Annotated in this window: 15 protein-coding genes; 7 read left to right on the forward strand and 8 right to left on the reverse strand. The window is 42.2% G+C overall.

All coding sequences use genetic code 11. The features are described from left to right. Window positions 1-141 precede the first annotated feature (141 nt). Window positions 142-1,365 carry an MFS transporter gene (locus V1500_RS19060; RefSeq protein ID WP_409301699.1) on the reverse strand — a complete coding sequence of 408 codons (1,224 nt, stop codon included), beginning with the start codon at window positions 1,363-1,365 and terminating at the stop codon, window positions 142-144. Between the two features lie 164 nt (window positions 1,366-1,529). Beyond that, a complete protein-coding gene (locus tag V1500_RS19065; RefSeq protein WP_409301701.1) occupies window positions 1,530-2,138 on the reverse strand; it encodes a superoxide dismutase in 609 nt (202 codons plus the stop codon). A gap of 410 nt (window positions 2,139-2,548) precedes the next feature. Here V1500_RS19065 and V1500_RS19070 point away from each other — a divergent pair, with 410 nt between their 5' ends. The 3 genes from V1500_RS19070 (at window position 2,549) to ispG (ending at window position 5,211) form a co-directional block, all read left to right on the forward strand. Then, window positions 2,549-3,310, forward strand: a complete 762-nt coding sequence (locus tag V1500_RS19070; RefSeq protein ID WP_409301702.1) for a DUF1189 domain-containing protein — start codon at window positions 2,549-2,551, stop codon at window positions 3,308-3,310. 308 nt (window positions 3,311-3,618) lie between these two features. Then, on the forward strand, window positions 3,619-3,954 hold the full coding sequence (locus V1500_RS19075; RefSeq protein ID WP_409301703.1) for a LysM peptidoglycan-binding domain-containing protein: 336 nt from the start codon (window positions 3,619-3,621) through the stop codon (window positions 3,952-3,954). 144 nt (window positions 3,955-4,098) lie between these two features. Then, window positions 4,099-5,211 carry a flavodoxin-dependent (E)-4-hydroxy-3-methylbut-2-enyl-diphosphate synthase gene (gene ispG, locus V1500_RS19080; protein WP_409301705.1) on the forward strand — a complete coding sequence of 371 codons (1,113 nt, stop codon included), beginning with the start codon at window positions 4,099-4,101 and terminating at the stop codon, window positions 5,209-5,211. Window positions 5,212-5,267: 56 nt separating this feature from the next. On the opposite strand, the gene V1500_RS19085 is transcribed toward ispG, so the two are convergent. Next, window positions 5,268-5,798 carry a hypothetical protein gene (locus tag V1500_RS19085; protein ID WP_409301707.1) on the reverse strand — a complete coding sequence of 177 codons (531 nt, stop codon included), beginning with the start codon at window positions 5,796-5,798 and terminating at the stop codon, window positions 5,268-5,270. A gap of 186 nt (window positions 5,799-5,984) precedes the next feature. Here V1500_RS19085 and V1500_RS19090 point away from each other — a divergent pair, with 186 nt between their 5' ends. After that, window positions 5,985-6,554, forward strand: coding sequence for a 5' nucleotidase, NT5C type (locus V1500_RS19090; protein WP_409301709.1), 570 nt, complete (start codon window positions 5,985-5,987; stop codon window positions 6,552-6,554). A gap of 125 nt (window positions 6,555-6,679) precedes the next feature. Here V1500_RS19090 and V1500_RS19095 read toward each other — a convergent pair whose 3' ends face one another. Genes V1500_RS19095 through V1500_RS19105 form a run of 3 tightly spaced genes read right to left on the reverse strand, consistent with a single transcriptional unit; the run spans window position 6,680 to window position 8,740 of the window. After that, window positions 6,680-7,093 carry a Fur family transcriptional regulator gene (locus V1500_RS19095; protein ID WP_409301710.1) on the reverse strand — a complete coding sequence of 138 codons (414 nt, stop codon included), beginning with the start codon at window positions 7,091-7,093 and terminating at the stop codon, window positions 6,680-6,682. 15 nt (window positions 7,094-7,108) lie between these two features. Continuing rightward, complete coding sequence (locus tag V1500_RS19100; RefSeq protein ID WP_409301712.1) at window positions 7,109-7,948, reverse strand: metal ABC transporter permease; 840 nt, start codon at window positions 7,946-7,948, stop codon at window positions 7,109-7,111. A gap of 24 nt (window positions 7,949-7,972) precedes the next feature. Beyond that, entirely contained in the window at window positions 7,973-8,740 is a 768-nt protein-coding gene (locus V1500_RS19105) for a metal ABC transporter ATP-binding protein (protein WP_409301714.1), read from the reverse strand. Window positions 8,741-8,973: 233 nt separating this feature from the next. Between V1500_RS19105 and V1500_RS19110 the strand changes: the two genes are divergently transcribed. Then, window positions 8,974-9,234 (forward strand): DUF2624 domain-containing protein, encoded by a 261-nt coding sequence (locus V1500_RS19110; RefSeq protein WP_409301716.1) that lies wholly within the window; start codon window positions 8,974-8,976, stop codon window positions 9,232-9,234. Window positions 9,235-9,357: 123 nt separating this feature from the next. Here the strand turns inward: V1500_RS19110 and V1500_RS19115 are convergent, their stop codons facing one another. Continuing rightward, window positions 9,358-10,251 (reverse strand): deoxyribonuclease IV, encoded by an 894-nt coding sequence (locus tag V1500_RS19115; RefSeq protein WP_409301718.1) that lies wholly within the window; start codon window positions 10,249-10,251, stop codon window positions 9,358-9,360. A 19-nt stretch (window positions 10,252-10,270) separates the two neighbouring features. Then, window positions 10,271-11,584, reverse strand: coding sequence for a DEAD/DEAH box helicase (locus V1500_RS19120; RefSeq protein ID WP_409301720.1), 1,314 nt, complete (start codon window positions 11,582-11,584; stop codon window positions 10,271-10,273). A 417-nt stretch (window positions 11,585-12,001) separates the two neighbouring features. Between V1500_RS19120 and vrrA the strand changes: the two genes are divergently transcribed. Then, complete coding sequence (gene vrrA, locus V1500_RS19125; RefSeq protein WP_409301721.1) at window positions 12,002-12,721, forward strand: VrrA/YqfQ family protein; 720 nt, start codon at window positions 12,002-12,004, stop codon at window positions 12,719-12,721. Window positions 12,722-12,872: 151 nt separating this feature from the next. After that, window positions 12,873-13,820, forward strand: coding sequence for a 4-hydroxy-3-methylbut-2-enyl diphosphate reductase (locus V1500_RS19130; RefSeq protein WP_409301723.1), 948 nt, complete (start codon window positions 12,873-12,875; stop codon window positions 13,818-13,820). Window positions 13,821-13,850: the final 30 nt, after the last annotated feature.

Here is a 13,850-nt window from a genome sequence, read left to right on the forward strand (position 1 = left end):
TATTAGGTACGCCATATTTCCCGCAGTCCACAGGAACTTCTATATGATTTATACCTATCTATTTTATAAAATGTTGCCTATATTTTCTACAATTGTTTATCGTAATTTCCTGGCGAATAAAAGGGAACTGTTTCCAGTCCCCTACACAGCAGTGTGCGCCAAGTTTATTTTCCTTACAAAGAAATAAATAATTAGATGTCCGGTTCCGATTATGAGCATAAATATAGGCAAACTCTTTAATTCGTCAAAGAAGAATACAGCTGCCATAAACCCCAGGATGGAAACAAATCTTCCAATATGTATAAATAGCTCACGCACGACAATATATTCAATTCTCATGTCAGCGGCATTCCATGCCTGCCCAATGATATCATAGGTCAGCGAGACATAGGGAACGAGCAGGATAGGATACGCAATCGCAATGAGTGCTGCGTAAGCAAGCAATTTGCCATAGCTTATATCAAATGCGATAAGAAAAACTGCTGCATATAATAGAATGCCCCCAAGCAAAATGAACCGTTTACGCTTGTCTTTTTTTATGTATCGCGAGGCTATAAAGTAGGCAATGAAGGATATCCCTGAATTGATCAGTCCAAAGTTTCCGAGGGCCATTTCGCTGCCGGTCTGGATGAAAACAAATACAGATATGATGAACATAAATGTTCCTTCTCGCAACCCCTGAAAAAAATGTGCATTTGTGATTAGCCGCCAGTTTGGATTATTGGACCGCTCCTTCAATATTGCGGAAAAGAAATATTTCCCATCCGCCGGCCGCCTCCTCAGGAAAAAGCTAAAAATGACAGCAGTGGCAAACAGAGTGAGTGATATTGCAAAAACAATGGTGTAGCCTGAGTATCTTGTATAGTTTGATATGATATAGCCAGCCACCATAGGTCCAATCATGCCGCCGGTTGATGACAGGATACCCATGAATCCATTAAAGAAGTCCCGAGTGTCCGGTTCAGTGATTTCAAAGGTCAATACATTAAAGGCAAGCCAGTAAAAACCATAGCCGACACCCAACAGCCCCCCCAGCAGCACAATGAAATGTGTGGCATTTGTTCCAACGGACAAGACACAAAGATAAAAAGCCGTCAAGAATATTACACCGAGGCGGAGTACTATGATTCGATCTACTTTTTTTGCGAGTCTTCCTGCCAGTATAAATGTAACAGGCTGAAAAATGACTATTGATAAATTATAAACGCCGATATCGAGAAACTTCCCTGACTGTTTCCATAAATACACATTAACAAATGTATTGGATAACGAGACGCTCAAGCTATAAAGCCCGCCTATCATCAACAGAAGATGCATGTCATGGCTGATATCGATTCCGCCCATCCATTTTTTTAAAATGCCCATTGTTTACCTCTCCTTATAAGTCTAGAATAGTGTGTCAAGAAACAATGGCATTTATGTAATGTTTGCATAAGTGTTCAATAATTTTCCTTTTTAACAAGCCGGGCATCGTGTTGCACAAAAAAAACAGGGATCTCTTGAAAGATCCCTGTTTGACGACCGTATGATTATTTAGCTTCGCTGTAACGCTTGGAAACTTCGTCCCAGTTTACAACATTCCAGAAAGTATTGATATATTCAGGACGGCGATTTTGGAATTTCAGGTAGTACGCGTGCTCCCACACATCCAAGCCTAGAATAGGTGTTTTCCCAGTCATCAATGGATTATCCTGGTACTCAGTAGATGTTACTTCTAATTCACCGTTGTTAACTGCGAGCCAAGCCCAGCCAGAACCAAAGCGTGTTGTTGCAGCCTTTGTGAATTCTTCCTTGAAGCTATCGAAGCTGCCAAATTTAGTGGCAATTGCATCTGCTAATTCTCCAGTTGGCTGTCCGCCGCCATTTGGTGAAAGGATTTGCCAAAATAGAGTGTGGTTAGCATGGCCGCCGCCGTTGTTGCGAACAGTAGTGCGAACAGATTCAGGTACCGCATCAAGATTTGAAATTACTTCTTCAACGCTTTTGCTAAGAAGTTCTTCGTTTCCTTCCAATGCAGCATTCAGGTTTGTTACATAAGTATTGTGGTGCTTAGTATGATGGATATTCATTGTTTCCTTGTCGATATGCGGTTCCAAAGCATCATACGCGTAAGGTAATTGTGGAAGTTCAAAAGCCATAAAATATTTCCTCCCTATGTAAATTAGATAGTTTTACGGGCTAAGGGACAGGAAAATTCACGAAAATTCTCCCAATTCCAAAGCTCTTTAAAAATAGATTAACAAAGATTAGAAAACGTTTCAAACGTTATGCTTCACTTTTTAATCCGGTCATATACTTTTTTATTAGTTCTTTTGGACCGTACATTATCTAGCAACAATCACTGCTGTTGTGTGTACCCCTGTCAGATGCCGGTTATACGACCAAAACCAAATTTGAACCATGGCTGATAGCTAATCATAAAAAAATTCCCTCTCCCGTTCTGAAGACACAGCTGGCCTTTTCCGGCGAAGGCATGTTTAATCCCTTGTTTAATATCGGACTGATAGATAGAATATAAGAAGATTCTTGTACAAAGGTGCTGTGATTGATGAATGTATTTAAGCAATTTGTTCTCAGTTTATATTCCCCGAAGCATATCGCTTCTTTCCGGAACCAGGGGATAGGCAAAACCATCTTATATGTTTTCCTGCTGACACTTCTGTTTATCATCCCGTCTAGCTACAATATGGTGGTTAGTATTAAAGATGGAATTAGCATTCTTAAGGATGGTCTGGAAGACGGACTGCCGGCTTTTACCATACATAATGGGAAATTGGATTCGAAGGCCGACACCCCTGTTTCCATAACAAAAGGAGGATTCGAGTTCATTGTTGATGATACCGGCTCAATGGATGCCGAAGACTTAACAAGCGTAAATGGCCTGGCCCTTCTGAGGGATCAATTCGTAATTATCATAAATGGACAAGAACAGGCAACCGATTATTCCATGATGGATGGAATCGAGCTAACGAGCGATGACATTAAAGGACTGCTCGATTCTTCAACTTCGATTCTGACAATTGTTCTACCATTCATTATTGGTTTCTATTTTATCTTTACTGCTGCGCTTAATTTCGTAAAAATTTCTTTTCTTGCTTTTTTCGGCAGGGTTTTCGCAGTGACGGCAGGGCTTGGATACCGTCATATATGGAGAATGACAGCGTACAGCATAACCTTGCCAACCGTATTTTTTATGATTATGGATATGTTCCATACCCCTGTTCCTTTTGGTTCGCCCTTGGGCTGGGCTGTAACCTTAATTATCTTATTCCTGGCAGTAAAAGAAGTGAAGAAAACCTTCAATATATAATAATGTAAATGGAAGGGTGATGCTGCTAGGCACACCCTTCCATTGTTTATAACCATGATTCGATAAAAGCTATCTGAATTTTTTGGCTGATGAAGATTCAGGGACAGGTTGTTGAGTGTTCCCCAATTTTATGGTGCGCCTGGATTTCAAGCTGCTGTCGTCTAGTCTTTCACTGTATTTCTGTTCATCCCCAATATCTAAATACCTAAGATTCTGTGCCATATTGTAAAAAGAAATGCCGATTATTTGGCATACTGCCAGACAGCCTACATATAAATGGAGTAAGACAAGTGATTGGGGCTGAGAATATGAAACGTATGCTGTTCTTCCTTATTGCATGTTTCATTATTTATATCATTTACTTCGATTTAACGACTGGCAGTCTGCCACAACCGCAAATACGGTCGGCGGAACCCGCAACGCTTCAAGTGGAAAAAAAGACTCAATCCGCTGAGGGTATCCCTTTCAAAATGGTCAAAATAAAACCGGGGGATACACTTCTTTCAATAATAGAAAAGCAAGATGATGGCAGACAAATTTCAATTGAAGATACGGTGGCTGATTTTATAGCATTGAATAACGGGCTCCAGCCTGAGCGAATCCAAATCGGAAAAACGTACAAAATCCCGGACTATAAAAAATAGTTATCTGAACTTCATTTCCTTGTCAAGTCATGTCAGTGCTTGTTACAATATTTCAGTAGTGAATATAATAGGCAAAACCATGCTGGAAAAGTTTATAGTGAAAATCATAAAAAATATGGTTTTTCCTAAAGGAGAGAATTCCACTTGAGTGAAATTATACATCGTACCAAGACCCGCCCAATTAAGGTAGGCAATTTGACTATTGGCGGAAATAATGAGGTCATTGTGCAAAGTATGACCACAACAAAAACACATGATGTTGAAGCAACCGTTGCGGAAATCAAGAGGCTGGAGGAAGCAGGATGCCAGATCGTGCGTGTAGCCTGTCCAGACGAGAGAGCGGCAAACGCCATATCGGAAATTAAGAAAAGAATTAACATCCCTCTTGTTGTCGATATCCATTTCGATTATAAGCTTGCATTGAAAGCCATTGAGGGAGGTGCCGATAAAATCCGGATCAATCCCGGGAACATCGGTCGCCGTGAAAAAGTAGAGGCTGTTGTAAAAGCTGCCAAAGAAAAAGGGATCCCTATCAGGATTGGTGTCAATGCTGGTTCTCTGGAAAAGCGTATTATCGAAAAGTACGGCTATCCAACTGCGGATGGGATGGTAGAGAGTGCCCTTCATCATATTAAAATACTGGAGGACCTTGATTTTCACGATATCATCGTCTCCATGAAGGCATCCGATGTCACACTGGCCATTGAAGCTTACGAAAAGGCTGCCCAAGCTTTTGATTATCCTCTTCACCTTGGCATTACTGAATCAGGGACCCTCTTCTCCGGTACAGTTAAAAGCGCGGCCGGATTGGGAGCTATCTTGAGCAAAGGGATTGGGAATACTTTGCGAGTTTCTTTAAGTGCGGATCCGGTTGAGGAAGTTAAAGTCGCAAGAGAACTCCTTAAATCCTTCGGGCTGGCTTCTAATATGGCAACTTTAATTTCCTGCCCTACATGCGGTAGGATTGAAATCGACTTAATTAGTATCGCAAACGAAGTGGAAGAGTATATCCAAACGATTAAAGCCCCGATTAAAGTGTCCGTCCTTGGATGTGCCGTAAACGGCCCTGGAGAAGCTAGAGAAGCGGATATAGGGATAGCAGGCGCAAGGGGCGAAGGGCTATTATTCCGTAAGGGAAAAATCGTCCGAAAGGTTCCTGAAGCGACAATGGTGGAGGAACTGAAAAAAGAGATAGACAAAATCGCTGAAGAATATTATGAGAAACAAAGAGCGGAACAGTCAGCGCCAACTGTATAAGAGTTAGAGCGAAACCAAAAAGGCCTGGATCCTGAAATCCAGGCTTTTTGTTATATTTAAAAAAAGGGAAGGATGAAGAACGCAGCAATTACGGACAATGCTCCCAGGCCAATCGCCCATCCGCCAAGGCTTGCCGATCCTCTTGCCCTCCCAATGAATCCAAGCACCATACCTGTAATGCCCAGTATAATGGGCATAAAGAAAAGGGACAAAATCGATAAAGCCAGAGCTGACATTCCTATAATAGCACCCGAAGCCCTTCTCTCTGACGAATCCCTATATCTCTCACTCCTCGAGGCAAGACCCCCTGTTATGCGCGGAGGTACAGCCAGCTCAGATGCTGTTTCTTCCTGATAAACCTGGTGGCTGAAAGCTCTGTCGCCGCTTCCCGGATCATTCCTTTTATCCTGGGCAATGGAAGAACCAGAGGAGAAAGAAATTCCGTGGATGGATTTCCTTTCTAATCCAGATTCATTTATTTTATCTCGCTGTTCCCTCTCATTAGCCGTGTTGCTTGCAAAAGAAGGATTATGTTGCGAACTGTATGTGCCCCCTGGCGTGGGACGTTTGTTTCTCTGTTCTCCCATTTTGATGGATCCCTCACTTTTAAATAAGGTAGGAACATTTATAGTGTATGTATAATGTCAATAACCTAAAATGAAAATACTTTCGAACTCTGGAAACTATAAGGGAAAGATCCGAAAAGAATGACGAATCTTATTTAGTAAAGTATGATACACTTGAAAAGAATACATAACAGGAGCGTTTTACATATGAAAAATCGTTTTGGTATTGATATTGACGGAACAGTCACCCGTCCGGACACGTTTGTGCCTTATTTAAATAAAGCCTTCCAGCTGGATTTAAAATATGAGGATATCACACAATACAGCCTCAATCCCTTTGTGAATGTTTCGGAAAAGGAATTCGCTGAGTGGTTCAAGGAAAACGAACCGCTTATTTATCGCGATTCGCAGCTTGCTGACAACGCAAAGGAAACCTTGTTGGAATGGTCGGAACATACAGAACTATTTTTTATAAGCGCCAGGCATAGCAAACTGGTCCAGGTAACTGAAGAATGGTTCAGCCGCCACGAGTTAAAGTATCATCACATTGAGCTGATTGGTTCACACGACAAAGTAGCAACCGCCAAAAAATATGGTGTCGATCTCTTTTTTGAGGATAAGCATGACAATGCGGTAGCAATCGCCGAAGAATGCAGGATTCCGGTTATTTTATTTAATACTCCATATAATCAGGAACCGGTTCCTTCCAGCGTCATCCGAGTCGACGACTGGAAGGAAGCAAGAAAATGGGTGAACAATTGGTTTCAGCAAAGCTAGGAAAAAGAAGGATTAGTTGAATCATACCACCGATTGATTGGCTGATTTATTTTATTTTATAAAAAGGCGCATCCGATGTGGGATGCGCCTGTTAAGCTGCATATTCTTTTTGTTTTCTGACACGTTCAATTGACACATTCCGGGCATCGCCCATAAATTTCAAATTTATGTCCGGATATATCATAATCCTTAAGGCTGTCCTCAAGGCCGCTCATAGGACACGTCTTGATCTCTTTGGTCTTTCCGCAGTCCATGCATATAAAATGATGGTGATGGTGGTCACGGCTGCACATAAAACGAAAATGCTTCTCACCTGCCAGTTCGGTCATTTCGAAAATACCAAGATCAACGAATAACGATAAATTTCTGTATATCGTATCAAAGCTTAGGCCTGGATAATTTTCTTTCATCGCTTCAAGTACATCCCGTGCGGTCAGGTATTTATTTCTTGAAGAAAACAGCTGGAGGAGCTCTTCCCTTTTCCCCGTATGTTTAAAGCCATTGTCCTTCAATAATTGCATTGCGGAATCTACGTTCATTTACATCACCTCTAGTTAAGCCATTCTTGCTTTAATCTTCTCTAACATGATGGATAAAACCAAAATCATCACTGCAATTACAACGATGGTTCCACCCGGCGCCAAGTCCAAATAATAAGAGAGGAATAAACCGCCGACAACTGAAATCTCCCCGAATATAATGGAGAATAAAATGGTCTGTTTAAACCCTTTAGACCACCTGATGCTTGCAGCGACAGGAAGGGTCATTAAAGAAGATACCAATAAAATTCCTACAATCCTCATCGAAGCTGCAATGACCAGGGCTACAATAATAATGAAAACAAAATGCACTAATCTTGCCGGAATGCCTGACGCACGTGCATGTTCCTCATCGAACGATAATAAAAACAGCTCTTTGTATAAAACGGTGATGACAAGTACAACTAATAGGCTTATACCTATAATCACCCACAAATCTGTTCGGCTTACAGCGCTAACACTGCCAAACAGATACCCATATAGATCAGTGTTGAAACCGTCAGCCAGTGATATAAATATAACACCTAACCCAATGCCTCCGGATAATATGATTGGTATGGCCAGCTCCTGGTAATGTTTATAGACATTTCTAAGCCGCTCGATAAACAACGAGCCGATAACTGAAAAAGTCATGCCCGTATATAGAGGATTCAACCCGGCAAACATGGCAAATTTCTTTTCCAGCAGTAAACTGAAGGCAATGCCCGCCAAGGTTACGTGACTTAAAGCATCTGCTATTAATGACATGCGCCGCACGACAACAAATACACCCAAAAGCGGAGCAAGACCCCCTATAATAATTCCCGTCAGAAACGCGTTCTGCAGAAATTCAAACTGAAATATCCCCGAAATCATGCGGACTTCCTCCAAAAAATATAATTAATGATTATGGCTGAGAAACTGAACTCCATGGCCGTAAAGGGCTGACAGTTCTTTCTCGCTTAAATGGTTATATTCGTCAGCACCCCCATGAAAATGCAGCTGTTTATTCAGGCAGGCAACATGGGTCACCTTATCCGTAACAGTGCCCACATCATGTGTGACCAAAATTAGGGTTATTCCCATTTTCTTGTTCAGCATTTCCAGCATTTCATAAAACTGCTGAACATGCTGGGAGTCTACACCAACGGTAGGCTCATCAAGGATCAGAAGTTCCGGCTCACTTACAAGGGATCGCGCTATGAAGACCCTTTGCTGCTGTCCTCCAGAAAGCTCGCCTATGTTTCTATTTTTAAATGCAAGCATATCTACCGCTTCCAGAGCCTCATTTACCCTTTCTTTATGCTGCTTTCCAGGGAATTTAAAAAGACCGACCTTTTTTGTCAGCCCGCTGAGGACTACCTCAAAAACAGTTGCTGGGAATCCTGAATTGAATGAATTTGCTTTTTGTGAAACGAATCCTATCCTTTGCCAATCCTTGAACTGCCGTATATCCTTGCCAAAAAGCTTAATGCTTCCGGATTGCAGCCTGTGCAAGCCAAGCAGCAGTTTTAGAAGAGTAGACTTACCGGAGCCGTTTGGGCCCACAATGGCAAGGAAGGAGCCCCGTGGGACGTCCAGTGATACATTTTCAAGGACAAGGTCCTTGGCGTATTTATATGATACATGTTCAACCTTTATTATCGGGTTAAAAATCGTGTCTTTCAAGAATACCACCCGTTCATTTAAGAATCATTACGATTTAATAAATTGTAGTATATAGCAATCCTGGCTCAAAGTAAAGAAGGAGTAAAGTTTGCCATTTTTCATTTTTTGAATCACCTGTCTGGCCAATATCAGGAGGGGGGTTAGATCTACTATGCTGCAAAATCGTTTTTCAATGGTTTTTTGTTCACCCGCAAGGTATTGCCTCATATGTTAATTCAGAAGGAGGGATGTTGATGAAGTTATTTGAAATAATGATCAACCATAAACTCAACAATATTACACCAGAGGAGTTAGTAAAATTAGCAAGTCAACATAATGTTACACTTACATCCGCACAAGCTTCAACTATTAGCCGACTGGTGAATGGCAAAAATATCAACGTATTTAATCAAGCTGAACGAGAAGCGCTTATTAAAAAGATAGCCCGAGCTACTGGAGTAGGCACTGCGGCCGAACTGGAAAGCATATTCAAACAACTGACCGCTACGTTATAATCACACGAATGACGCATTCTTCCTATCGGGCTGTACCTATATTAGGGTTAATGAGCCGGTTAAAAACAAGAGGGACCGCCCTGAGAATACCTCCGCGGTATTTCCTTGGGCACGTCCCTTTTATTAGTCCATCATAATCTTGGTTAACAATTCTTTATCAAACGTTTTGCCTCGCAGCATTTCAATCTCAAATTTGTAGGGAGGTTTTTGATTCTTCTTATCTTCTCCTACAAACGGAGTTTCAAGAATCTTTGGAATATCTTCCAGCTGCGGATGATGAACAATATAACTTAATGCTTCGAATCCAATTTGGCCGAATCCGATATTCTCGTGGCGATCCTTTCGTGACCCTTTGACATTTTTGCTGTCATTGACATGGAGGACCTTAAGACGGTCCATACCCACAATCTTATCAAATTCATTAAGTACTCCATCAAAATCATCAACGATGTCGTAGCCGGCATCATGTGTATGGCATGTATCAAAGCAAATGGACAGCTTATCATTATGTGTTACGCCGTCAATAATCATAGCTAATTCTTCAAAGCTTCGTCCACACTCAGATCCTTTGCCTGCCATAGTTTCCAGGGCAATTTGCACCTGCTGGCTGCTTGTCAGAACCTCGTTTAAGCCTTCTATGATTTTCTTTATCCCTTCTTCGGTGCCGGCTCCCACATGGGCACCAGGATGCAGAACCAGCTGTTTAGCTCCTATAGCCTCGGTCCGTTCAATCTCGGTTTGCAAAAAATCCACTGCAAAGCCAAATGTTGAAGGGTTTTGTGTATTCCCGATATTTATGATATATGGGGCATGAACCACAATCTCGTCAATGCCATTCAGCTCCATATGCCTTCTTCCTTCTTCAATATTCAAGTCCTCTATTTTTTTCCTTCGGGTGTTTTGTGGAGCCCCTGTGTAAATCATAAATGTGTTAGCTCCATAGGAAACTGCTTCTGAACTTGCAGCCAGTAGCATATGCTTCCCGCTCATGGAAACATGAGATCCGATTTTCACCATACCATTATCCCCCGTATTACTATTTCTTATTCTGCAGGCGACGCTGTCTCTTTTTATAGCTTTCCATATCCCGCTGCAGCTTCTTTTTATAGCCAGGCTTAACTTTGCCAGGTTTTTTGACATGCTTCTTAGCCATTTTATCTATTTCATTCTCCTGCTTTTTGCGGTTTTGGCGTTTATTCCGCTCATCAGCTTCAACCCATTCTCCTTTTTGGAGATCTGTGTTGCGGAATGTGATTCCCATTTTTTCCAACCGGTTTAGAGCATCCTCATCTGATGTCTCATAAATGGTCGCAGCAATGCCGGAGTACCCAGCGCGTGCAGTCCTGCCAGTTCTATGAATGTAAAAATCAAGGTCTGAAGGCAGCTCAAAGTTTATCACATGGCTGACTCCTTCTATATCAATACCACGAGCCGCAAGATCTGTAGCCACAATAAATTGATATTCTAAATCATTAATTTGCTTCATCATTTTCTTTCTTTCACGAGGGCTCAAATCTCCATGAAGCCTGCCAACCCTTAAACCTTTTTCATTCAGTGCATCAGCGACCTCTTCCGCCATCTTCTTCGTGTTCGTAAAAACTATGGCCAAATATGGATTGTATGCCACAAGCATATCATTCAGCAGCTGGATTTTACTCCGATGACGCAATGGAACCAAAACATGATCTATATTTTCTGCAGCTGCTTTCATCGGGTCTACCTGTACATGCTTTGGGTTTTCCATATATTTTTTCAAAAACGGCTTAAGCTTTTCTGGAATTGTTGCCGAAAATACAAGCATTTGAATATCCTGTGCCATTCTTGCTGCCGTTATATCCACATCTTCAATGAAGCCCATATCAAGCATAAGGTCGGCTTCGTCCACGACAAGCATGGTGGCGGAAAACACATGCAGCGCCTGTTCAACAACCAGGTCTTTTATTCTCCCAGGAGTACCAATTACCAATTGCGGCTGGTTTTTCAGCTTTTCAATAGTCCTCTGTTTATCAGTCCCTCCTATATACAATTTTACTTGGATAGGAGACTCTTCTGGAAAATGGTCCGCAATCTTTAACGCTTCTTTATAGATTTGGTTTGCCAGTTCCCTTGTCGGAGCACTGATGATCGCTTGAACTTCCTCTTTCTCCGGATCGATCTTATTCATGATTGGAAGCAAGTAGGAGTGGGTCTTGCCTGTACCAGTCTGTGACTGTCCAATAAGACTGGTTCCTTTCAGAACGGCAGGTATGACCCTTTCCTGGATTTCTGTCGGTTTTGGGAAGCCCAGTGTATTTACAGCGTCTATAATATAGCTTTTAAGCTGAAACCTTTCAAAATTATTCGTTGTCATTTCATACTCCTTTATTAGCATGCGTTATCCCTGCATTGTCAAACTCCCGCGGTGAGCCACAAAGTAAGGAAGTTAAGGACCGACATGAAGTGGAATCAGTTTTGCATTCTCAGGTCCGCACAACGCGGGGGCAGTCAGCATTCTTAAGGCCCACCGGATGTGGGTTCGTCATCGTTGTTACTTTAGGTGACGGATTCAGCTGATCTTTAACATGTGACAGTATTTAGCCGAGGAACATTTATACAGGGCGCTTGCGCTTTTCTAAACTACCCTATCCATCTTATCGTTTTTCGATTAACTGTACAACAGCCCAGTTCCTCATCTTTATTTATCTATTATACCCTCAAACCCTTTTTATCATTTGTGCATAGCATATTGTGTGACATCTATTACACAATTTTAGGGAGGAGTGCAAAAATGCTCCCAGGCAATATGTATATGCCGCATAGAGGACAGAGAGCAGCCCCTGTCGGCAATATGGCAAATCATGTTTATCCATACTCCCAGCAGTATAGAGCACCTCACGCCCCCGTGATGTACCACTATCCGCAGCCTGCAGTCCCAAACAGCATCAATATGATGAGGCAAACGCCAACAGGGATGCACGGCCATGTCGGTTTTCATTCTCCACAGCCAAAAAAAGGAGGACTTTTATCCAGATTGTTTGGCAGGTCCAACAGCAGCCCTGTTTCACCGGCTTCTTTTTTTACCCCTCCTTCACAACGGGCGGCGGGAGCTGTTCAGGCTTTGAGTCAGGCTCCGACAAGCAAGGCTTCCTTATCATCGATTCTGGCAAACACCCAAAAAGTGCTTAACGCTGCTGAGCAATTCGGACCAATGGTACAGCAGTATGGCCCAGTCGTTAAAAATCTGCCTGCAATGTGGAAAATCTATCGAGGGTTGAAATCTTCTTCTTCAAAAAAAGACTCAGCAGATAACAGCGATACAAGAGCCCAAGAACGAGTATCGGGTAAAAAGCCAACACGCAAAGAAACAAAAACTGTCCCCTTGATTGGAAAATCTGAAGCCAAACCAAGTACTCCTGATGATGAGTTTAATAACAAAAATGAAAACAATGAATCAAAAACGGAAACGAAATTGGTAAATAATGCACCACGTCCAAAGCTATTTTTTTAAGGAATATATTAAGCGTGCGATTCCCAAAAAGATTCAATAAGCTCATTATGTCTTGCTAAGTTCTCTGAATGCCGCCATGGATTTTGAAATATTGTGCAACCTCTTATATAATATACAGGATAGATATGTTGCCTTTTTAAGGAGGAGCACGATGAAAGTAATAAAAATTTCCCCGCGTGGATATTGCTATGGCGTGGTGGATGCCATGGTAATTGCGCGTAATGCGGCTTTAGATAAAACTTTGCCCAGGCCGATATATATACTTGGTATGATTGTCCATAACAAGCACGTCACCGATGCATTCGAAGAAGAAGGCATTATTACCCTTGATGGAAAAGACCGTAAAGAGATTCTGGAAAAAGTAGAGGGCGGAACGGTTATCTTTACTGCCCATGGCGTGTCCCCTGAAGTCAGGAAGCTGGCAGAGCAAAAAGGTCTTGTATCCATCGACGCAACATGTCCGGATGTTACTGCCACGCACAATTTAATCAGGGAAAAACAGGCACTTGGCTATCAGATTATCTATATTGGAAAAAAGGGGCATCCTGAGCCCGAAGGTGCAGTTGGCGTGGCACCAGATATTGTGCATCTCGTAGAAACCGTGGAAGACGTCAATCAGCTGGATATCAAAGGCAGCAAGATTATTGTAACAAACCAGACTACGATGAGTCAGTGGGATGTTTCTAGTATCATGGAAAAGGTTAAGGAAAAATACCCCCATGTGGAAATTCATAAAGAGATTTGCCTTGCCACACAAGTACGCCAAGAGGCTGTTGCCCGACAGGCAGGAGAGGCCGATGTTTTAATTGTAGTCGGAGACCCTAAGAGCAACAACTCGAACAGGCTTGCCCAAGTATCTGAAGAGATTTCCGGCACAAAAGCCTATCGCATAGCCGATATTTCAGAACTTAATCTTGAATGGCTTAAGAACGCTGAAACTGTGGCAGTCACGTCCGGGGCTTCGACACCTACTCCTATTACAAAAGAGGTTATTTCGTTCCTTGAACAATATGAGCCGGCCGATGAAGCTACCTGGAAAACAGAAAAGAAGGTACCGCTTAATAAAATTCTTCCTAAAGTAAAGACAGCAAAGGCATAAAAAGAGCAGACATCCGATCGAGCGGATGTC

The organism is Peribacillus sedimenti, from assembly GCF_046237635.1.
Classification (GTDB): domain Bacteria; phylum Bacillota; class Bacilli; order Bacillales; family DSM-1321; genus Peribacillus; species Peribacillus sedimenti.